The sequence below is a fragment of the Lentimicrobiaceae bacterium genome, from assembly GCA_020636745.1.
Classification (GTDB): domain Bacteria; phylum Bacteroidota; class Bacteroidia; order Bacteroidales; family Lentimicrobiaceae; genus Lentimicrobium.
In genome coordinates, this window is sequence record JACJXH010000001.1 from 625393 (window position 1) to 648301 (window position 22909).

A 22909-nucleotide genomic window follows, 5' to 3' on the forward strand; every position below is an offset into this window, starting at 1 on the left:
ATCCATTGAATTGGTTGTGGATGCAATTGAGAGTAAAATTTATTTCTCCGGGTAGATTCGGCTCTGCGATAGAATGCGTCTGGTAATGAGCGTTCTGAATCTGGAATCATCCTCTTTGATAATGTCAATGTTCATGGCAAATATCCAGGTGTTGTCAGCAGCTTTCACAAAGCCGGTGTACCAGCCAATTTGATGGGCAATTCTGGCTGCCCAGCCGGTTTTGGCATACAAACTGCGCCCTGGAACTGAGTCAACAAACATCATGTTTTTTACCTGTTTTTGCACTGACTTGTCAAATGGCAGCTCTTCCAGATAAAGCGACTTGACAAAGGCTAACTGTTCCATAGCCGAAATGGCAATATCACCTTCCAGCCAGAAATTATCTATCTGAGGCCCGGTTTTCATGTTTCCATATCTGCATTTTGTAAGCCAGTTTTCTATGGCTTCGCGACCTGAGCGGCGGGCCAGCTCCTGATAAACCCATATAGCAGATACCCGGAAAGCCTCCTCTAAGGTAAGATCGTGATTCCAGGCTTCAACACTGCGCTTTGTGCCATCCCATTTGAAAATTTCGTCTTTTCCGTTTACTGCTTTTTCTTGTAACCCAATCAAAGCATTCATTATTTTAAAGGTAGATGCCGGCAAATAAGGCACATTGGCTCTGGATTGATTTAAAATTGTGTATTCCTCAGATTTTACGTTATAAAGCACAAATGTTCCGCTTACACCAAACTCTTTATAAATCATGCCCCATGCAAGTGTGTCTGATGCAGTTGATTGTGCTTTCAGGCCCGAGAATGCAGATAAGAGCATTAATAAAACAGCGAATTTTACGATAGAGTCTTTTTTCATGATTCTGCAATTTCCGGGGTTTTGAGATTATAATCTTTTTATGCCCTAACACAAAAATCCGGGAATTAATTGTTTGTTTCTGAAATTGACTGCTTCAACTCCTGAAAGACAGATGCATTCTTTGCCGGATTCAAATTTTTCAATTTCGTTGATAATTCCGCAAATATAGCGTAGGTTTGTTCTAAAATTGCATATTCATGATTGTTGATATTTTTATCCCCTGCTTTATTGATCAGCTTTACCCTGAAACCGGTTTTAACATGGTAAAAGTGCTTGAAAAAGCGGGCGTTGGCGTTAGGTATAACAAAAACCAGACTTGTTGCGGGCAGATTGCTTTTAACAGTGGTTTTTGGGATCACGCCAAATCGATGGGCGAAAAGTTTATTCATGATTTTAAGGATTGTCAGTATGTGGTGGCTCCCTCAGCTTCCTGTGTGGGCATGGTAAGAAATTACTACGATGAGATGTTTTATAATTCAGCTTTGCACAATGAATACAGATTGCTGAGGAAGAATATATTCGAAATATCTGATTTTCTGGTCAATGTATTGCATGTCAGAGATGTTGGGGCTACTTTTAATCACCGCATTACTTATCACGATAGTTGCGCTGCACTGCGCGAATACGGCCTAAAGGATGAACCACGAATTTTGTTAAGTCACGTGCGTGGTATCGAATTGATTGAAATGGAGGAGACGAATGTTTGCTGTGGTTTCGGAGGCACTTTTTCGGTAAAACATGAGGCTGTTTCAACGGCTATGGGCGATCATAAACTTCAGCAGGCGCTTAAAACTGGTGCTGAGTATATTGTTTCAACTGATGCTTCCTGTCTGATGCATCAGGAAGGAATTATTCAAAAGCAGAATTTACCATTAAAAACCATTCACCTCGTTGATATACTTGCTTCCGGCTGGGACGAATTATAATTCTATTCGTTTTTTCATGTGTATCCATGAACGGATCTGGGATTGAATAATGCCTTGTCTGTCAATTAAAAAAACGATTGGCCCCTCGCCGTTTTTAATCATTTTATGAAGTTTTTTCTTCTCTTTCTCAGTCAGTACTATTCTGGTTGTTGTTGCCGGCATTGAATCACTGGCCAGGATAGAATCCGTTAAGATAAGCATTTGCCAATCAGCTGCAGAAAGACTACTGCCCATTAATACCAACTCAGACTCCATTTTTTTGCCCCATTCGCATGCCGGCAACGAAATCAGCAATGCGGTTTTTTTGTCTTTGCCGGGTATTCTTATTTCCTGCTGGTTGATTTTATACCTTGACACAGGGAATTTCTCTCCAACAAAACTTTCGTGTTGGGTGTACTCAAAAGGTAAGGGCAGGGTTGATATTTCCCTGGCTAATTCGTTGTATCCAAGCTTTTTAAATCCTTCTGACAGGTATTCCCGGATGAATTTATACATGGGTTGGGATGGCTCTGCGGCAGCCAGCAGATTTAATGCAGCATCTCTGAATTTTTCTGAGAGACTGTCAGCATTTTTATTCATGGTAATTACCAGTGACAAATAGGAAATGATTTTGGCAGAAATCGCATTGGTTCGTAATAGTGTCGTATCGTCAAAAGGCCCTTCGTCAAGATAATGGAGGTAAGAGTATGATGTTTTTTTCTGGTTATCCCATAATGGGTCTGGTGTTGGAGTCCGGTCGATGCTGATAAGCTTAGCCGTTAAGGAGGAGGGAAGGGTTTGGATTAAATGCGAAGTAAAATCAAGTTCCTGTTGCTCAAGTGAGAGGATTTCATCACGTAAAGCCCTGCTGTGCTCGTTGTTTACTGGTATTTCAGGAAGCTTTCTTCTTAATATCTGCAGGCGATATTGACTGTTGACTCTGTATTTTAAATATTGATAATAAAGCTTGTTTTCGCCTGATTGCGAAATCTTCATACTGTCAAGCAGATGATTTATATCAGTTGAAAAAGAAATTGCTTCGCCCGTATAAACAAAGTCGAGAAACCGTCGGTTTTCCAGCAGGATTCTGTACAAACCAAAAGGTTTGGGGCCAGCTGAAAGCATATTGAAATGCCCGTGAACATCTGTTACAGCAGAGTCGCAGATTTTTGCATCTGCACCCATGAACGCTTGAAGAAAAACTGTCTTGTCGCTGTAGTTTTTAAGCGATCCATCAATAGATAGTTGCTGCGCTTTAACTTGCCCGGTTAACAAGGCCGTAATGAGGAACAGCAATGGCAACAGGCTGAATCTTGCATGCATTATTCAGGACGTGTGGTGAACTTTCTGATATGTCCCAGGACGTAATTTCCTGAATCATCGCGGGCAGCTATCTGCCAGTAATAGTCGCGGTTGAGCGCAAAATAATCGGTAAGTGTGGTTTCGTATTGAACTTCGCCGTCTAAAAGGTTAAAGGTTGTAATGTTGGAACGCACAACGTGCATTGAACCAATATCAGTGCCAATGAGAATGTCAAAGTGAAGAGCATCTTCTTCGGGATCCGCACATGTCCATTTAAATATTATGGTCGGTTCCATCCAAATCTGATAATCAGGTGGGGTGAGATACGATAAATTATAAGGAGGCAGATTTAAGGTGTCACTAACAACTACAACCAGCTTTTTCAAAGTATCTGTCATCCCTTTGGTGTCGCGTACTTCAAGTTTGGGAAAATATACGCCTTTTGAAGCGTATTGGTGGGTTATTGTTTTCGTAGTGGAGAACTCAGTGTCAAAAATCAGATCATTGTCAAAATCCCATCTGACTTCAAGCTGATTGTAAGGGTCTTCAAAATCAGATACACTGTCTGCATCAAAATAAACGGTAGTGTTAGGCTCAACTCTTACTGGAGTGACCGTAAATTTTGCCTTTGGTAGCCGGTTTTCAGTATTATCGCCTCCTTTTTGACAACCGGTGAACAGCAGGATGCCTGGTAGTAAAATGATGAAGAATATGGCCGGATATTGTCGTTGAAATCTCATGTTTGAGTCTCTGATATAAGATGTTGTATTTTGTATTGTCGTTTGTACTGTGCAAAAATAACGAATATTTGACCACCAAAATTGCCCAGGTAGCCGCTTGTTTGCAAGATCAGTATAAATTTTATCTTCCGGCGTCTTTTTTAAAAAGTCAGTTTACGAAAAAAGGTGTATTATTGCAGGCATTTTGCATAGTTATGAAAAGTGCCGGTATGTTTAATTTCTGAGCTATTTTTCTGATTATTGCTTTTTGTTTTGATTACCTGAGCTGTATGGTATAACTTTCGTTTTTTACGGTAATAGCATACAGTTGTTGCATTTTTTTTCTGTCAATGGTTCGGGGTTCTTTAATTTTTTGTTTTTCTTTTATCCCGCAATTCAAAGCGGTTTTGCCTGTTGGGCGACTTCTTCTGAATAGGGGATAAGTATAATTTGAAAGCCGGAATATAGATTGACTAATTTTTAAATTTTAAAAAGTATTTTTCAGTACAAAACTCATTTACTCTCTCTGCTGCCTTTTTTGTTTGCTAACTTGAACTGAATTTATTTAAGAATAAGAACAGGGTTTAACATTCAACTTGTCACTGAGTAACAGTGGCCTTATTATTTATTTATCCAGGGAGGATATTTATGACTTTCAGATTTAGAGAATTGCTGGCACTTTGTTTGCTTGTGGCACTTGCTTCAACTTTAAAAGCTCAGATATATGCCGGCGAAGATGTAACGATGTGTCAAAGCAGTACTGCAACATTAAATGCCAGTGCCACTGGTGGTTATGGTACAGACAGTTATTCGTTTGAAGTGTACCCTTATCAGCCCGAGTCCTACACTGGCGGAACTCCGGTAACTTTTGCAGGAAATCAGGATGATCAGATTGCCGGTCCTTTTTCAATCGGATTTCAGTTTTGTTTTTTCAATACCTATTACGATCAGTTTTATATTGGAAGCAATGGTTGGGTAGGATTTTCGACAAACACTTCCTGGACAACCTATACCAGTCAGGCAATTCCAAGCACAGCATCAAATGTACCTAAAAACTGCATCATGGCTCCCTGGCAGGATTGGCACCCCGGGTCAACGTCAGCTAACGGACCTCCATACGTTTTTTATAAAACAACAGGTACTGCGCCTAACCGAAAGCTGGTTGTTTACTGGTACCAATGCCCTATGTTCAGTTGTACCAGTAGTTATGGTACTTTTCAAATTGTGTTGAATGAACAAAGCAGTGTTATTGAGAACCATCTGACCCAAAAGCCGAACTGCCCGAACTGGGGTGGGGGTACTGCTACACAAGGTGTTCATAATAACGATGGAACTGTAGCATTTACAGCTACGGGACGTAACTCAACCGCATGGACTGTCAGTAACGAAAGTACGCGGTTTGTGCCCAGTGGTATCAAATGGTATTCAGGTGGATATCCGGGTGGTACTATTGTGGGTTATGGTCCTGAACTGGTTGTTAGCCCTGCTGTTACCACTGTTTATACAGCCGTTGTTAACCTTTGTGGCGGGCAGGTATTTACCGATGATGTGACGGTGAATGTTATCCCTATGGATGACGCATCATTTTCTTATAGTTCGTCTACATTATGTCAAAGTGGATTTTCAGGAGTTCCCAATGCTCCTTTCCCGGGAGGAACATATACAGCCACACCTGCCGGATTGGATATTAATGCAACTGATGGCAATATCAATCTGACCACCAGTGTAGCCGGAACCTATACCATTACACATCTTACCAATGGTCCTTGTCCTGATACTGAATCAATTACTTTAACAGTAGTGTTATCGCCATCGGCCTCGTTCAGTTATCCGGCTAACTCATTTTGTACTACAGCATCCAACCCTTTGCCTGTATTTCCTGTGGGATCTTCTGCTGGTACTTTTTCAGCAACACCTGCCGGTTTGGTTTTCGTCAGCACTTTTACCGGTGAAATTAATCTTCAGGCAACAACGCCGGGTGTTTATAGTGTTACCAACACCATAGCAGCTTCGGCTGATTGTCCGGGTTCAAACTATACAGCTACAGTTGAAGTGCTTGCTCTTCCTGCTGCAGCCAGTGTGCCGCAGGGCGAAACCAATTTGTGTGAAAATCCATCAGATGTACAATATACTACCACGGCGCAACCCAATGCAGTATCTTATACGTGGAGTTTATTGCCTGCCAGCGCAGGTGTTATTTCAGGTACAGGTTTAACTGCGACAGTTAACTGGAACAATCAATATATAGGTGAAGCGGGCATTCAGGTTTCAGCAACCAATCCTTGCGGCGATGGATTGGTATCTCCAACGCTCACTGTAAGAATTAACCCATTGCCCAAAGAAACATCCCGGCCTGGCGGAGCCGAACTGGCTTGTCAGGGCTCTGTAGGTAATGATTATGAAACATCAGGATCTGCCTATGCTACCTCTTACGAGTGGGTTCTTACACCTGCAAATTCAGGTACAATTGTAGGGAGTGGACAACGGATTATAATTAATTGGTCTGCTACATATTTAGGGCCGGCCGAGCTTAAAGTGCGGGGGGTAAATGATTGTGGAACTTCTGCCTGGTCTCCGGTTTTAAATATTCAGATTGTCCCGATGCCGGGGATTGCTACACAGCCTTCAGGACCTTCCAGTAGTTGTTCTGGAGGAGCTGCTGTAACTTATTCCACAAACCCTGTGGCCAATGCAGTTTCTTATGAGTGGAATCTCGCACCTGCCAATGCAGGAATTATTACAGGAAACTCCACCTCGGTTCAGATAGCCTGGAGTCCTGTATTTTCAGGGACTGCAGCTTTAAAAGTCAGGGCTGTGAGCGATTGTGGCCCTTCTGGTTGGTCGCCGGCACTTCAGATTGATATACTACCCATTCCATTACCTCCGGGAATGCCGTTGGGACCTGCTGTTTACTGCTCAGGTGGGGGTAGTACTTCTTATCATATCCCTCCATTGGCCAATGCCAATACTTATGAATGGATACTTACACCTGCCAATGCAGGAACAATAAACGGAAATGCAAATAATATTCAAATTGCCTGGAGTCCTGCTTTTACAGGAATGGCTACGCTTAAAGTCAGAGGTGTAAACGATTGTGGTGCCTCGGCCTGGTCTCCCGTGCTTGAAATTCAGGTTTTGGTTATTCCTGTGCCAGCTTCTAAACCAGCCGGACAGGAAGTTTACTGTAATGCTGGCGGCACCGGAACCTATACTACCACACCTTTAGCCAATGCAACCTCCTATGAATGGGTGTTGACACCTCCCAATGCAGGAAACCTTAATGTGAGTGCTAATTCAGTAAATATCAACTGGCAAGCAGCTTTCACGGGAGAGGCCCATCTGAAGGTGGCCGGAGTGAATGATTGCGGACAGGGCGTTTTCTCGCCGCCGCTTAATATTTTGATTTCCAATGCAGTATTGCCCAATGCCGGTAATGACACCGTTGTTTCAACAGAGGCTGTGATTACCCTTAAAGGGAGTGTTTCAGGTAGTTTACAGGATTTGCAGTTTCATTGGGAACCTGCTGCTTTGCTTAATAATCCTGATGTGCTCAGACCACTCACTGTTGCTTTGCAAAATACAACCAATTTTGTGCTCACAGTAACCAATGTGGCAACGGGTTGTCAGTCGACTGATGAGGTACTGGTTGAGGTTTCGGGCTCTGCTCTTTTTGCTGTGATTTCAGCAACCCCATCGGCTATTTGTACTGGCCAGACCTCACAACTTCATGCCCAGGCTTATGGCGGATTAACCGGAAATTATCAATACACCTGGATGCTGAACGGGGTAGTATTCAGTAATCAGCAAAATCCGGTAGTGAACCCTCAGATAACCACAACTTATCAATTGTCGGTTTTTGATGGAATCAGCAGCTTCAATTCAAGTATTACGATAGAGGTCTGGCCATTGCCTTTCGCAGATGCCGGAGATGATATTTCGGTAAGTTTCAATTCTCAGGCGTTGTTGCATGGTGATGCTTCTCCCGCAGGGACTTATAGTTATCATTGGAGTCCCGATGAACTTCTTGAAAATCCATTGATACAGAATCCAACTACGCTGCCACTGACGGAAAGTTCGTTGTTTATGCTCACTGTTACCGATCAGAATGGTTGTGTAAGTCAATCAGATAATATGACAGTGCTGGTTGAAGGTGGCGAACTTACAGCTAACCCTGTAGCAACCCCTGATACAATTTGCTTTGGCGAAAGTGCAACTTTAAGTGCATTGCCTTCAGGTGGCATGGTGTCGGGCTATACTTTCGGATGGATTGAAGGGAGTAGTTTTATTTCAAATGAGCCTACACTTGTTGTATCGCCTTCAGAAACCACCATTTATAAACTTCAGGTGAACGACGGGTTCTTTACGGTGAATAAGGAAATAAAAGTTACTGTAAATCCTTTGCCTGTAGTCACCTTAATTGGCGAGAACGTTCCTCATAACGGCAATACCATCCTGGCCTGCGTTTATGATACAGTTAGAATTATCCTTAACAATGCAAATTCAACCTTCCTGTGGTCAGATGGATCAACAGGTAAGACATTTGAAATATGGACCAGCGGGCTTAGTTTTGATATGCGGAATATCTGGGTTGAAGTTGCCGATAATACAACCGGATGTGTGACGAGAGCTGAAGCGGGCGTTTATTTCAATTTTGCCAACTGTTCTTATGGCATCAGTGAGAATAACCTGCTGAATAATGTGATTGCCTATCCGAATCCTGCCGGAAATAAAGTTCTTTTGAAACCAGTGCATCCCTTGAACGGAACTTATCGTTTAACTATGTTTGGTATACGGGGAGAATTGGTCATGGAAAATTCGGGTGTTTGGTCTGACGAAGGTATTGAGCTTGATCTGCATCATGTGAGTGAGGGAATGTATTTGCTCCGCTTGATTTCCAATGATGAGATATCTGTTGTTAAGCTGATGGTTTCAAAAGCTATAAATTAATGTCAGAAGTTTAAAATATTTCATTTGAAATGTCCTGGCCTCTTTGAAATTTGACCAGGACATTTTTTTTTGATTGAGCCTTCTTATAGGGCAAAGCGCCAGATGTTGCTTTTTGTTTGCATTTCAGGTGTTTATGGCAAAAAGCTTATTTCTTTAACGGCGTAAAAAGTTTCCCTGACATGTAATGCAGTTTTGGTGTTTGATGGTATTTGTTTGCATTGGGTTGCATGATTTTAATAAAATTCTTTAAGATCTTTCATTATTATTGTCGGGCTAATCAATTAGTTTTTAATTTTGGGAACTTAATCTTCAATTATCCGGGATTTTATTGCTTCCAACGGGAAATTGGCAGCATGTCAATTACATCTATTCTTGTAGTTTGTTTGAATCCATTGCGGGATTGTCTTTTGTTTTGTTTATGCTTTTGCTTTTTAAGAAAGCGGTTTTCAAAGGCCTGTGCCAGTAATAATCATTCCGGGTGATTGTTAAAAAAGGAAAAAAATGCGCTCTTTAACTGTGAATGTAAGGCATTGGTCTGGAATTGCTTTTCTGCTCTTTTTCATGCTTTGCAATTTATTGTCTCTACAGGCTCAACAGGTTGTAAGTGAAAATGACGGAACAAAGTTTATCAGGCTTGATTTAGATGGGCACTCTTATTTCAGCCGGATGTTAATGGTAAATGATTTTAAGAAATTAAGCGATACCAAGGTTGCATTGTCTGATGAAACCGGCATCATTTATTTTTATACAGACAAGGCTAACTTCGATAATTTATTACAAAAGGTAAATCTGATTGTAGCCTCGGCGGAAGCACTGGAGCAAAAGTACGATAAGCAACAGGAGACGGAGGTTATTCAGAATCTGGTTGCTGAAAACGGCAACTGGCTTGAATCCTATGCTCTGTCAGGGCAAAGAAGTACTCCTAATGATTCCTGTCATAAATCGCAACCTTTTTGTACCAATACGATTTATACATTTCCGGCGGGTACCAATACGACATCGCAGGAAGGGCCTGCTTATAACTGCCTGAGTACCCAACCCAATCCTGCATGGTATCATCTGAAAATACTGGATCCCGGGCCTATCAGTATTTACATGTTCAGTACCCCGTCTGTGGATATTGATTATTGTCTGTGGGGGCCTTTTACCGATCCGTTGCTGCCATGCCCTATGTCAAATACGAATGGAGGCCTCACAAACTCCAAAGTTGTTTCCTGCAGTTATTCTGGTAATCCGACTGAAACTGCACAGATATCAAGCGGACAAACGGGTCAGTATTATATTCTGGTTATTACTAACTATTCTAACCAGCCCTGCAATATTACTTTTCAACGAAGTGGTGGTACTGGAACTACGGATTGTACCATTTTGCCGCCGCCAGCTTCAAGTAATTCGCCTGTTTGTGTAAACGGAACCATTCAGTTAACTGCTGCATCGGTTATCAATGCATCATACCAGTGGACAGGCCCTGCCGGTTTTACAAGTACTCTTCAAAACCCGCAGATCCCCAATGCACAATATGGTAATTCAGGGGAGTATTCCATGACTATAACTGTAGATGGTCAAACCAGTGCTCCAACAACTACTCAGGTATCGGTAATTGATCCTCCTACAGCTTCTATCTCAGGAACCGCTTCAATTTGTGCCGGTGATTCAGCGCAAATAACCATCAATGCTACAGGACCCGGGCCATTTCAGGCTGCTGTAAGTGCCGGTTCCGGCATTCCAATGGTTGTTCATTTCCCTCAAAGTCCTTATACCTTTTGGGTAAAACCAACAAATACCACCACTTATACTCTTTCCAATATCAGCAATCCGGGTTGCTCCGGTCAAACAAGCGGAAGTGCCATGGTTACTGTGAGGCCTTCGCCTGTTGCGGCTTTTTCTGCAGCTAACCTTTGTACCCGGCTTCAAACACAGTTTGCCGATATGTCGGCTATCAACTCGGGAAGTATAACCTCCTGGGCCTGGAGCTTTGGCGATGGTGGAACCTCCAACCTTCAGAACCCGCCGCACGTTTATACCAATGCTGGTACTTTTAATGTTGGTTTAACGGTTGTTTCAAATACCGGATGTCCGAAATCAATTACACTTCCGGTAATTGTTAAACCTACTCCTGTGGTGAATGCTGGCCCTGATAAAACCATCCCTTACGGAACATACATCCAACTTGAAGGAAGTGCATCGGGCGGTAGCGGAAATCATACTTACCAATGGACTCCTGCCGATTTGGTTGATAATCCGACCGTTGTTGATCCTACTACTGTGATTTTATCATCATCAACTGATTTTACTTTAACGGCTACCGATAATGAGAATGGTTGTGAGACCAGTGACGGGATGAATGTAACCATAACCGGTGGTCCCCTTTCTGTGACTATTGTAGCTAATCCGGCTCAAATTTGTATTGGATCAAGCACCCAGCTGAATGCTTTGCCTTCAGGAGGATCTTCTGATTATACTTTTACCTGGACTTCTGAACCCGCCGGTTTTAATTCCAACCTTGAAGATGTTACGGTTAGTCCCCTGGTTACAACTACTTATAAGTTAACAGTTTTTGATGGTTTTACCATCACAGAAGCGCAGAAACAGGTGGTTGTTAATTATTTACCGGTTGTTGATTTGGGCGACGATTATGGTATCCCTCACGGAACCAGTACTCCAATCAATGCAACTGTCACTGGCGGTTCATCAGAATATCCAACCTATCACTGGACCCCTGAAGCCTTGTTTGTTGATCCGCATGCTGTTATTGGCCAAACCAATAATTTGTATCAATCTCAAAACTTCAGCCTTCAGGTTACCGACAGCAAAGGATGTGTTGATACAGACGAGATTACCATTACACTCGAAGGCGGCCCCCTGCAGGTAAATCCAATGGCTGAACAGTCTGTGATTTGTCTGAACGAAAGCACCACGCTAAGGGCCGTTCCGGGCGGAGGCTCAAATAATTATGTTTCATATACATGGACTTCTATTCCGGCCGGATTTACTTCAAATCAACCAGAACCAATGGTTAGCCCGGCAACAACAACACAATATAAAGTGGTTGTTAACGATGGATTTAATTCGGAAGAAGGTACAGTCACCGTTTCTGTAAATCCTTTGCCACTGATTGATCTTATTCCTGTTGATCCGCGGGTGCAGTTGATTGACGAGCATACGATTGGTGTTTGCGTGTATGATACAGTATTTCTTAATGCCGGGAATGAGGGTTTCGATTATCTATGGAGCAATGGAGCTGAATCTCAAATCATCCATATTGAAACTTCCGGCGTTAGTTTTGACCAACAGCAGTTTCAGGTGGTGGTTACCAATCCTGAAACCCAGTGCAGCAACAGTGCTGATATCACGGCTAATTTTACATTTGCCAACTGCAGCTACGGGATTGAAGAAAACGGATCAGACAACCGTTTGAAAGTATACCCAAATCCTTCAGCTGATGGCGTTTTTAAAGTTGTGGCTGAAGGTTTAGACGGAGAATTGCAGTTGGATATTTATTCTCCTTCAGGAATGAAACTGGCTTCTCAAACTATGCAAACAATGGGAAATCATCAGCGGGAAATCCAAATTGATTTAAGGCATCTGAGTAATGGCGTTTATTTCCTGAGGCTCTCGGGAGAAAATACTGTGATTCTGAAACGGATGATAATTAGCAAACTTAATAACTAATCAGGATTAAATAAGGGGCTTAACCAAAGCCATTGTTTAATTACGAACTAACATTTCAGTAATTGATGAAGATTTTTTCAGCTGTGGCTCTGCTACTGGCACTAACAGGTGGCATTGCCAATGCACAGGACCTTAAAAATGCAGATTATAATGCGAATCCAAACAGGTGTTCTTATGTTCCGCCTCGTCAGGCTGATAACTGGTTGTTTTATCAGAATGCCGGTTTGAAGTTTTCGGATCAGGGGGTTGCTGTGAATCATCCGGTTGTTGCAAATCTTCCAATTGGTGCCGGTACCGCTTCAATATCTGATGAAGATGGGAATCTGATTTTGTATACCAACGGCTCAAATGTATGGAACAGCAATCATCAGGTAATAGCTACCGGTTTGGCAGGCAACCTGTATTCAAACCAGAATTCAATTATTGTACCCAGGCCGGGGTCTTCCAATCTGTTTTATGTTTTTACCACCGATCTGATTGATTTTTTCAATACTTCCAAAGGTTTGAACTATACCCTTATCGATATGGCACTGAATAACAATGCAGGTGGAGTGGCAGAGGTGAATGTGAACCTGATGGCTAAGTGTACCCAAATGATTTCAGGCGTGCAAAGCGCCAACGGCATGGATACCTGGGTGCTGGCTCATACATTGGATTCCGATGAGTTTTATGCCTATAAAATTGACTCTAATGGGGTGAATCCAAGTCCGGTAATCAGCAGGGTGGGTGCTGTATTCAACAGTAATCCCAACGGTCGTGAGTATTTGGGGACCATCAAATTTTCGCCCAAAGGTGATAAACTTGCCTATGCCTCATTTGGAAAGGGTATTGTAGAGCTGTTTTCATTCAATAACGAAACAGGCGAGGTGGGCTACACAGGTTCTGTTTCTCCCACTGAATCCGGCCCAGCCCAGGGCCCGTATTATGTGGAGTTTTCGCCCGATGGCTCTAAATTATATTATACTGTCCCTAATCTGAACATTTTAACCAATAAACTTTATCAGTATGATATTTCTTCGGCAACTGAAACTGTTTTAAATACGGGTACCATGGATCAGGATGTGTGGGCTTTGCAACTGGGACGTGATGGGAAAATTTATGTGACACACGACCAAAAGTCGACTTTGGGTGTAATTGAAAATCCAAACCGTGCAGGCACTGACTGCAATTACAATGAAGCCGGACCTGAAATGAGTACTGCTACTGCCAAACTTGGTCTTACCAATTTCAACCAGAGCTATTTTGATATTCCGCCCGTTGATTACGATACCAAATGCGAGGGAGATGCAACTGAGTTTTACCTTTTAAATATTTCAAATATTACATCAATTGATTGGGATTTTGGCGACCCGGGCAGTAATGGCAATATAATTACAGGAGCAGATCCAACAGTTGTGCAGTCGCATGTTTATAGCACCACCGGAGTGTTTAATGTTTCAATGACTGAGTATTATTTATCAGGCCCCGCATTGCAAAGAACATTTACTGTTCAGATTAACGCCTTGCCGGCCGAAGCATTCGAAGCTGAAAAAATTTACCTCTTCCCGGGGTCAACCATTCCTTTGTCGGCGCCTGAAAATATGTACAGTTATAACTGGCTTGCCGATGGCAGCAGTAATCAAACATTCAATGCCACAGAGCCTGGCAATTATACGGTGCAATACACCGACATCAAATGTTGCTCAAACGAAGATGCCATTGAAGTGCTTGAACTGGATATAAGGCTTCCGAATGCATTCAGGCCTGTTGGCAGTATTGTTGAAGACAATAAAACCTTTAAGCTGCTGGGTCCGACCGAAGCAAACGATGATGTAATTGAAGATGTGACCTTTTTGATTTACAATCGTTGGGGGCAGCTGATGTGGGAAGCCCGGAATGCTGATGATGCCTGGGACGGTACTTTTAAAGGCCAGATGCAACCCGCCGGTATTTATATATGGGATATGTCGTTCAAAGCCAAAGAAAATGTGATGGCTGTGAGCAAAGCTAAATACAGAGGTGTTGTTACTTTGTTAAGGTAAGCGCTGCATACGTTATGATTTTAAAGGCCGGCTCACCCGGCTTTTTTTATCTTTGCATAAAGCATTAAAGATGAGTTTTATTGACGATCCTCTCCGGTATCTCGGAAGTTTTGCAGGTGAGCAAAGGGTTGATGTTTATAAAAGCCTTGTTGGCCCTGATATTGAAGTGAGCCTTATCAATGGCAGATACCAGCTGAATGCCGGTTGTGTCAATTATTCATATGGCCCTCTGCACGATGCCTTCAGACGATATTTTGCAAAGGATAAACCTCGTTTTGTTGAAACGGATCCAATTTTGATACTGGGATTCGGCGGTGGCAGTGTGGCGGTTATTCTTCGCGAAGAGCTGGGCTTTAACAATCCCGTAACCGGTGTCGAACTGGATGAAGCTGTTTTAAATGCCGCATATGATCATTTTAATATTGACAGACTCAAAAACCTCGAAATTGTCAGGATGGATGCGCATGATTACATAAACACCTGCCAGCAGAAATTTGCTTTGATTGTCATCGATCTTTATGTAGATGAATTTGTTCCTCCGGTTTTTGAATCAACTGGTTTTTTGCAAAGAGTACACAACTGTTTGCTTCCAGGAGGAAAGGTTGTGTTTAATAAACTGGAGTCAGATGAAAAAACCTGCGGGGAAAGAATAGCGCTTGAAACAATCTTTAACAATATATTTGCACGTTGTATCACATTCAAAATTCCGGTAAATAAGCAAAGTCCCAACTATATGATTACCGGATTTGCAGATTGAAAAAGATGAATGATTTGGCCATGAACGAAAACGAAAATATTTTTTCAGAGAAAATTGCCCGCGAATTAAATTTGCAAGCCTGGCAGGTGTTCAATACCATCAAACTGATGGAAGGCGGAGCTACAATTCCCTTTATTGCCCGTTACCGGAAGGAGATGACCGGAAGCCTGGATGAGGTGCAATTGGCCTTAATCCGCGACCGGCATGAAGTGTTGGTTGAAACAGAAAAACGTCGCGCCTATATTCTCAGTTCTATCATTGAGCAGGAGAAATTGACGCCTGAACTGGAACGCCAGATTTCTGAAGCACTCACGCTTACCGAGCTTGAAGATATTTACCTTCCATATAAACCCAAGCGTAAAACCAGGGCTACCATTGCCAGGGAAAAAGGACTCGAACCCCTTGCGCAAATTCTGATGGCTCAGCAACCCATCGATCCGGAACTGAAAGCAGAAGCTTTTATTGATGAAGAAAAATCGGTGACTACTACCGGGGATGCATTGGCCGGAGCCCGTGATATTATTGCGGAGTGGGTGAATGAAAGCAAAACTTCGCGCGAGAGGGTCAGAAATTTATTTACCAGAGAGGCAATGATAGTTTCCAGGCCTGTGAAAGGGAAGGAACTTGATGGAATGCTGTATCAGAATTATTTCGATACCAGAGAAAATATCCTGAAAGCACCTTCTCACAGGGTGCTGGCTATGTTCCGCGGCGAGGCTGAAGGTTTCCTGAGGTTGTCAGTTGAGCCCGAAGAAGAAAAAGCAGTGGAAATGCTCGATCGCATATTTGTAAAGGCTGAAAATGATGCCGCTTTGCAGGTGAAAGCTGCTGTAAAAGATGCTTATAAGCGATTGCTGCAACCCTCAATGGAAACAGAAATACGGCAATTGGCCAAACAAAAAGCCGATGACGAAGCCATTAAAGTTTTTGCCGGAAATCTCAGGCAACTGTTGCTGGCTGCTCCATTGGGACAAAAAAACATCTTGGCCATTGATCCCGGTTTCCGTACCGGGTGCAAGGTAGTGTGCCTCGATCGTCAGGGGCGCCTGTTGCACAATGAAACCATTTATCCGCATCCTCCGCAAAACGAAGTAAAAGAAGCAGTCGCTAAAATCAAAAATCTGGTTTCAGCCTATGGTATTGAAGCCATTGCCATCGGAAATGGAACCGCCGGCCGCGAAACTGATTATTTTATCAGCAAAATACCTTTCGACCGCGAGTTAATCTCCATTATGGTTAACGAAAGCGGAGCTTCGGTTTATTCGGCTTCATCGGTGGCCCGCGAAGAGTTTCCTGAGTACGATGTAACTGTCAGAGGTGCAGTTTCCATTGGTCGCCGCCTGATGGATCCACTGGCCGAACTCGTAAAAATTGATCCCAAATCGATTGGTGTAGGCCAGTATCAGCACGATGTAAGTCAACCTGCCTTGCAGCGCAGTCTCGAAGATACCGTGGTAAACTGTGTGAACCAGGTAGGAGTTGAACTTAACACAGCCAGCAAGCAGTTGTTGAGCTACGTTTCGGGTGTGGGACCGGTTCTGGCTCAGAATATAGTAGACTACCGGAATAAAAACGGGGAATTTAAAACCAGAAATGAACTGCTTAAAGTAAAACGTTTGGGCGACAAGGCGTTTGAGCAGGCCGCAGGCTTCCTCCGGATTAGGAATGCCAAAAACCCACTCGACAGAAGCGCTGTACACCCCGAGAGCTATCCAATTGTTCAGCGAATGGCTCAAAAACTGAATTGCAGTGTAGAGGATTTGATTGAAAAAGAAGAATTGCGCAAAAATATCAATCCGCGGGAGTTTATAACCGATAGTGCCGGTTTGCCCACCATCAGCGATATTCTTCAGGAATTGTCAAAACCCGGCCGCGACCCGCGTGAGCAGTTCGATTTGTTTGAATTTGATAAAAATATCAACAGCATTGCCGACCTGAGGCCTGGGATGGTGCTCAACGGCATTGTTTCAAATATCACTGCGTTTGGCGCTTTTGTCGACATTGGAGTGCATCAGGACGGACTGGTGCATGTGAGCCAGCTGGCCAACCGGTTTGTAAAAGACCCCAACGAGGTGGTTAAGCTTACCCAGCATGTGCGTGTTAAAGTGATGGATGTTGATGTTCAGCGCAAGCGCATTGCATTATCTATCAAAGAGGCCGCCAATCAATAATTTTTATACTAATTTGGCCTTTAACCCGTTGTTGAATACATGACCAATCAAGATTTGCTACTGATGTTTAAAAAACTGATACTACTTGTCCTTCCATTTTTCGTTTTGTCTGTTCATCACACCTATGCCCAGCGTATCATGGGGGCTGTAATTGCCGGTGTAAATGCCACACAGGTTGATGGCGACGAAGTTTTTGGCTACCATAAGTTTGGTTTAAATGCCGGCGCTGCAGCAATTATTCCTTTCAACAACAAGTGGTCGGTAAGTATCGAAAATATATACAGCCAGAAAGGCGCTCATCAGCGCAGCGTTTATCTTGATTCACTGGATGGTTCATATGACTTAAAGCTGAATTATCTGGATGTGCCGGTGCTGGTGCAGTTTACCGACAAAGATATTGTAACCTTCGGGGCTGGCATGTCATGGGGGCGATTGGTGGGTATTGCTGAACAGCGCAATGGATATGATTTGAATGAAACCACGCTCGAAAGCGGAATTTACCGCAGCAGCGACCTTAATCTGCTTATTGATGTTAAATTCAGGTTGATTGACAGGCTACGGTTTAATGTACGGTATGCTTATTCTGTCAGACCCATTGCTACCCGCGAAATCATTGATTCAAAAACCGGCAAACCCAATATCCGCGATCAGTACAACGGAATGTTTACTTTCAGACTCTACTATGTGTTTAACGAAAGATTGAGTCGCGAAAGCCGCAGCCAAACGCCGCAAATCAGATAATCATGAAACCTTCTTCCTATTTTGTTGAACATCTTGGCCTTCAGCGTCATCCGGAAGGAGGCTGGTATAAAGAAGTTTACCGTTCTCCCTTTATTCTGGCAAAACAGGCCATCAATGATTCTTTTTCAGGAGATCGGAACCTCTCAACTTCTATTTATTTTTTGTTGGAAGGTGATGATTTTTCAGCTTTTCATCGCATAAAATCTGACGAAATATGGAATTTTCATGCCGGTAGCTCCCTGGTTATTTATTGGATTGATTTGAATGGTCTTATACAGATGCGCCGACTGGGAGAAGAGTTGCATTCAGGCGATTCGCCTCAGGTGGTAGTGCCGGCCGGATGCTGGTTTGCTGCCAAACCAATCAGTCCCGATACTTATTGCCTTGTTGGCTGTTCTGTGGCGCCTGGTTTCGATTTTGCCGATTTTGAAATGGCCAAACGAAATTTGCTTCTCCGCGAATATCCCGAGCATAAGGATATGATATTTGAATTTACAAGGGATTAGAACAACTGAATTTCTGATTTTTTTGAATTTGCTATGAATTTGATGGCTTTACAGGACGATTAACCGGCTTTTTTCGGTTGTTCTTCTGCTTAATAAACCAAATGAATTTTACTCCTGTTTTTCCAACCGGCATCATATCGGTTTTCAACAAAAAAAATCAATAAGTCAGCATCGTATCTGTTGGCTGCAAACCATATAATTTTGTCGGCATCGTACCGGTTTTTTGCAAAAAACCAACGGCCATCCTTGTCGGCATCATACCTGTTGTCTGTTTTATAAACCAGCAAATCGGCATCATACCGGTTTTCCACAATAAACACTTTAAAATCGGCATCGTATTGGTTTTCGCATGAAAATACAATCTGTGCAAAAAGGCTTGCAGAAAGTCCCAGGCAGAAATACAAAATGATGAGGAATGATTTCATGATTTATGGTTTTTGATATACGCAACAAAAACAATGCCTGTTATTGGTCAGAAATGAAGATAAAAAGCAGCAGTCAGGCTCTTATATTCATCGGTGTATTCGCCTGATTGATGGCGGATTGATAATTGTTGTGCTTGCAAGGGCTGTTGTTGGTTTTTGCCAAATTCAAAAAGAATTCTGTTGGCAGGTTTCCCTTCGCGTGGAATAATATCAAGTCTTCTGTTCAGATGCAGGTGATGGACTTCTGCCTGAGCAAGGAAAATGGCCGCTTCCTTTACTGGCAGCACCATGCTGAGCAAACCTCCTTTGGCAAGCAGGAGTGAAGCACAAAAAGCAAGGGCTTCAAAGGAAAGCAGGTCGTTATGGCGGGCATGGCTCCGCGTTGGTTCCGGCGACTTTAATGAGTTAATGAAATAAGGCGGATTGGTAATAATATGGTTGAAACTGCCGGGGATGGCTTGCCGGCAAAAGTCCTGAAGGCTAATGTGAAAAGTGCTGAACTTATGAGGCCAGGGGCTCGTTTGAAAGTTGCAAACAGCTGTTTTTACGGAAGATTCATCTATTTCAATAGCCGTAATGTTACTTTGGCTCTGCTGGGCAGCCATTAGCGCCAGCAGACCGCTGCCTGTGCCAATGTCCAGTATTTCTGTACTTTGCGAAAAGTCGGCCCATGAGCCAAGCAAAACAGAGTCTGTGCCGACTTTCATCGGGCAAGCTGAATCGTCAATTGTAAATTGCTTAAAACGGAAAGCCATCCGGTAAATGTATAAAAAGCAGGGGAGGGATGTCGCGTATTTTTAATCCAGATAGAGCTCTATCAGTCCTTCTGGTGCGTCGGTATAGACTGTTTTTTTCTCTCTGTCTACATCCAGAATTATCTCATCTGTAATCGGAATCAGAATTTCTTTTCCTTTCAGCATACTTCTCAGCACAGCCTGGTGGGGGTATTCCAATACCTCTTCCACTATTCCGGCTTCTCCAAAATTTTTGTCGAGTACTGTAAAGCCCTTCACCTCGTGATAATAAAACCGGTTGCCGGTTAACGGGGGAAGCATGGAATTGGGCAGATAAAGTTCGCAATTTACCAGAAGGGAGGCCATGGCAACATCATCCACATCCAGAAAGGTAACCACTGCATTGTTATTGTGCCTCAGGTCAATGGATTCAATAAAAAATGGAATCAGCTGGCCGTTCATCTGAACGAAAACTGATTCCATTTTAAGGTAATTTTCAGGATTATCTGTATCGAGATATATCTGGAGAGCTCCTTTGGCTGCAAATAATTTGGTTATTTTGCCGAGGTAAAAATAGCCTTCCATCATTTCCTGTAATACTGTAGAATTATTCTGCAGCAGGTTCTTCAGTGGCTTCGGCTGAGGCTTCGGCGTCTGTTTCAGCTACAGGTTCTTCTGTGGCTTCGTTGGCAGCTTCCGCTTCTTTCTGAAGTTTTTTAGCAATCTCAGCAGCGCGGGCTTCATTTACTTTAATTTCGTCAGCCAGGCGCTTTTTCATTGCCTCTTTTTCGCTCAGTTCAACAGCTTTCTCGGCGCTGGTGATTTTGGCCTGTTTGGCTTCTTTCCATTCGTTGAAACGAACTTCAGCAACTTCTTTGGTAAATGCACCTTTAGCTACACCTTTCATCAGGTGATTGTAGTGCAGGATACCTTGCTCAGAAAGAATTGCTTTTACGGTTGGCGTGGGATCGGCTCCTTTTACAAACCAATCGTAAGCTTTAGCAAAATCAAGATCGATTTCTGCAGGTTTCGCAACAGGGTTATACGTGCCAATCTTTTCGATGAATCTTCCATCCCGGGGTGCACGACCGTCCGCAATTACAATGTGATAGAAAGGCCTGCCCTTTTTACCATGACGTTGTAATCTCATTTTTGTTGGCATAAACTTTAATTTAAGTAGTTAAAATTATGTTTTTAAACAGGGGTGCAAAGTAACGCATTTATTTTGAGATAAAAAAGCGGTTGGAGAGGAATTTTATCAGTCCCAGAAATTCAGAATTACAGAATTACAGGATTTTACTATTACAGGATTTCAGGATTTCAGAATTTCAGAATATTGGATTACAGAATTAGATAATTAAACGTTGCGGGATATCTGAGTTTTATAATTCGGTATAGAAAAAACGCGATGTTCGCGTCTCAGGCGGTTTACCATTGGTTATTATGCTGAATGGAAATATAATTTATCTCTTGTTTACAATAACGAGGGTCGCTATCACGACTTGTATCCACCCTGCAATGGTAAGCGGCACTATATTCACATTCGATTCTAAATCAACGCCATGCTATTTTAAATTTGATTTTGAACAGACGCTTAGAGACTATCTGAAATTTAATTCATGTGAAGAATTCAAATACTGGCATTACCGATATTTTATATTCCCCGATTTCAAGGGAATCCTTCTGGTTTAGTGTCAGGATATAGCCTTCAGCCATCTTAAAAAACTTCATAGCTTCCTGCAATCCCTCCACTTCGCGCTTAAAGGTATCTTGGTCAAGGACTTCACATACCTGAATCAACTGCCTGCACTCTTTCTGCCTGAATACAATAAAATCACATTCACGTTCTTCACGGAAATAGAAAAGATCACTTCCCTGACGTCGTAAATACTGATAGACAGCATTTTCAAGCATCCGTCCGCGATCAGCGCTAAAACTAAGGGTGTTTGCATTCACTAAACCATTGTCTATGGCATATACTTTTCGTGGATTCGCTGCAATGCTTTTAGCCGACCAGCTAAACCGGGGAAGAAAAAACAGCAGGTAGGCATCGGCAAGCCATGAAAGATAATCAGAAACAGTATTGGCTGAACCCACCGAAAAGGTTTTACGAAGGTTGTTGAATGAGATTTCTTTACCAATATTTGACAGCAAATACAGAGTTATGTCCATCAGGCTTGTGGTGTTTCTGATGGCGTACCTTATCGCGATATCCCGGAAAACAATGTCTTTTAGCAGGTTTTGAAGCACTTCCTTTTTGAGTATTTCCAGATATTCCGGAAATCCCCCCTGCAAGAGGTACATGTTTAAGGAATCAAGGTTGTTTTCGATTCCCTTGTAGCTTAAAAACTCTTCGAACGAAAAGGGAAACAATTCATGACGGATATGCCGGCCGGTCAGTCGTGTTCCCAGTTCCTTACTCAATAAGGTTGCATTAGATCCGGTCAGATATACTTTTTCATTTCGGTCATGTAACTGCCTGATGAAGATTTCCCAATCAGTTACATTTTGTATTTCATCAAAAAAGTAAGCCTCTATGTCTTTGCCAATTACCTCATCAAGCTTTTGAAAATCGCTTACTTCAAATCCGTATACCCTTGCATCTTCAAAGTTGAAATAGGCTGTTTTCTGATATCTGGCCTGAATAAGTTGTTTCATCAGGGTGCTTTTACCACATCTTCGAATCCCCGAAATTACCTCAATATGCTTACCGGCCGGGATGAACCTTTGCATAAACTGCCTTTCAATAAACCCATGTTTTGTTTCAACTTGTTCATGCTGCTCATGATAGGCCATTTCTATGTCCCTTTTTAATAGCATCTTGTGAATTCTTTAAGTTTGCATTACAAATATACAATAGTTTATATTGCTAATGCAAACTTATTTCCCGGGTTTAGGCTTGAATATCGTCAAACCACAAAAATTAATTGTAGCTCCGGCGAACTTGTCAGTATAATATAACTTTGAGATTGAGGGTTTATATAAAATCAGCGCTTGTTTACAATAATCAATGCCGCTATCACCCCAGGAATCCATCCGGCAATGGTTAGCAAAAATACAATCAGCACCGAACCACAGCCTTTGTCAACCACAGCCAAAGGCGGAAAAATTATACAGAGCAATACCCGGAGAAGCGACATATGATAGGTTTTGAAAC

At 42.6% G+C, this 22909-nt stretch carries 17 protein-coding genes; 8 read left to right on the plus strand and 9 right to left on the minus strand.

What is annotated here, in order from left to right; translation table 11 throughout:
• Positions 1-39: 39 nt before the first annotated feature.
• On the minus strand, positions 40-852 hold the full coding sequence (blaOXA, locus tag H6541_02490; protein ID MCB9014635.1) for a class D beta-lactamase: 813 nt from the start codon (positions 850-852) through the stop codon (positions 40-42).
• A gap of 197 nt (positions 853-1049) precedes the next feature.
• On the opposite strand from blaOXA, the gene H6541_02495 reads away from it, so the two are divergent.
• The gene (locus H6541_02495) at positions 1050-1778 is read left to right on the plus strand and encodes a (Fe-S)-binding protein (GenBank protein MCB9014636.1); all 729 of its coding nucleotides are present in this window, start codon (positions 1050-1052) and stop codon (positions 1776-1778) included.
• On the opposite strand, the gene H6541_02500 is transcribed toward H6541_02495, so the two are convergent.
• Positions 1773-3080 carry a hypothetical protein gene (locus tag H6541_02500; protein ID MCB9014637.1) on the minus strand — a complete coding sequence of 436 codons (1308 nt, stop codon included), beginning with the start codon at positions 3078-3080 and terminating at the stop codon, positions 1773-1775. The two genes, H6541_02495 and H6541_02500, sit on opposite strands and share 6 nt — an antisense overlap.
• Positions 3080-3799 (minus strand): PKD domain-containing protein, encoded by a 720-nt coding sequence (locus H6541_02505; GenBank protein MCB9014638.1) that lies wholly within the window; start codon positions 3797-3799, stop codon positions 3080-3082. Before H6541_02505 ends, H6541_02500 begins: the two co-directional genes overlap by 1 nt.
• Positions 3800-4426: 627 nt before the next feature.
• Between H6541_02505 and H6541_02510 the strand changes: the two genes are divergently transcribed.
• The 7 genes from H6541_02510 (at position 4427) to H6541_02540 (ending at position 18593) form a co-directional block, all read left to right on the plus strand.
• Complete coding sequence (locus H6541_02510; protein MCB9014639.1) at positions 4427-8725, plus strand: T9SS type A sorting domain-containing protein; 4299 nt, start codon at positions 4427-4429, stop codon at positions 8723-8725.
• A gap of 501 nt (positions 8726-9226) precedes the next feature.
• Positions 9227-12397, plus strand: a complete 3171-nt coding sequence (locus tag H6541_02515) for a T9SS type A sorting domain-containing protein (GenBank protein MCB9014640.1) — start codon at positions 9227-9229, stop codon at positions 12395-12397.
• A gap of 65 nt (positions 12398-12462) precedes the next feature.
• Positions 12463-14418, plus strand: a complete 1956-nt coding sequence (locus H6541_02520) for a gliding motility-associated C-terminal domain-containing protein (protein ID MCB9014641.1) — start codon at positions 12463-12465, stop codon at positions 14416-14418.
• 70 nt (positions 14419-14488) lie between these two features.
• Entirely contained in the window at positions 14489-15175 is a 687-nt protein-coding gene (locus H6541_02525; protein ID MCB9014642.1) for a methyltransferase domain-containing protein, read from the plus strand.
• A gap of 20 nt (positions 15176-15195) precedes the next feature.
• A complete protein-coding gene (locus H6541_02530) occupies positions 15196-17346 on the plus strand; it encodes an RNA-binding transcriptional accessory protein (protein ID MCB9014643.1) in 2151 nt (716 codons plus the stop codon).
• Positions 17347-17385: 39 nt separating this feature from the next.
• A complete protein-coding gene (locus H6541_02535) occupies positions 17386-18087 on the plus strand; it encodes a PorT family protein (protein ID MCB9014644.1) in 702 nt (233 codons plus the stop codon).
• A gap of 2 nt (positions 18088-18089) precedes the next feature.
• Positions 18090-18593 carry a cupin domain-containing protein gene (locus H6541_02540; GenBank protein MCB9014645.1) on the plus strand — a complete coding sequence of 168 codons (504 nt, stop codon included), beginning with the start codon at positions 18090-18092 and terminating at the stop codon, positions 18591-18593.
• Between the two features lie 89 nt (positions 18594-18682).
• Here the strand turns inward: H6541_02540 and H6541_02545 are convergent, their stop codons facing one another.
• The 6 genes from H6541_02545 to H6541_02570 all read right to left on the minus strand — a co-directional run bounded on the left by H6541_02545 (position 18683) and on the right by H6541_02570 (position 22892).
• Complete coding sequence (locus H6541_02545) at positions 18683-19018, minus strand: hypothetical protein (GenBank protein MCB9014646.1); 336 nt, start codon at positions 19016-19018, stop codon at positions 18683-18685.
• Positions 19019-19065: 47 nt separating this feature from the next.
• Positions 19066-19773 (minus strand): methyltransferase, encoded by a 708-nt coding sequence (locus H6541_02550; protein ID MCB9014647.1) that lies wholly within the window; start codon positions 19771-19773, stop codon positions 19066-19068.
• Between the two features lie 42 nt (positions 19774-19815).
• The gene (gene rimM, locus H6541_02555) at positions 19816-20340 is read right to left on the minus strand and encodes a 16S rRNA processing protein RimM (protein MCB9014648.1); all 525 of its coding nucleotides are present in this window, start codon (positions 20338-20340) and stop codon (positions 19816-19818) included.
• 19 nt (positions 20341-20359) lie between these two features.
• Entirely contained in the window at positions 20360-20914 is a 555-nt protein-coding gene (locus tag H6541_02560; protein ID MCB9014649.1) for a 30S ribosomal protein S16, read from the minus strand.
• Positions 20915-21369: 455 nt separating this feature from the next.
• Positions 21370-22572: an ATP-binding protein gene (locus tag H6541_02565; protein MCB9014650.1), complete on the minus strand. Its 1203-nt coding sequence runs from the start codon at positions 22570-22572 to the stop codon at positions 21370-21372.
• 167 nt (positions 22573-22739) lie between these two features.
• The gene (locus tag H6541_02570) at positions 22740-22892 is read right to left on the minus strand and encodes a YqaE/Pmp3 family membrane protein (GenBank protein ID MCB9014651.1); all 153 of its coding nucleotides are present in this window, start codon (positions 22890-22892) and stop codon (positions 22740-22742) included.
• Positions 22893-22909 lie beyond the last annotated feature (17 nt).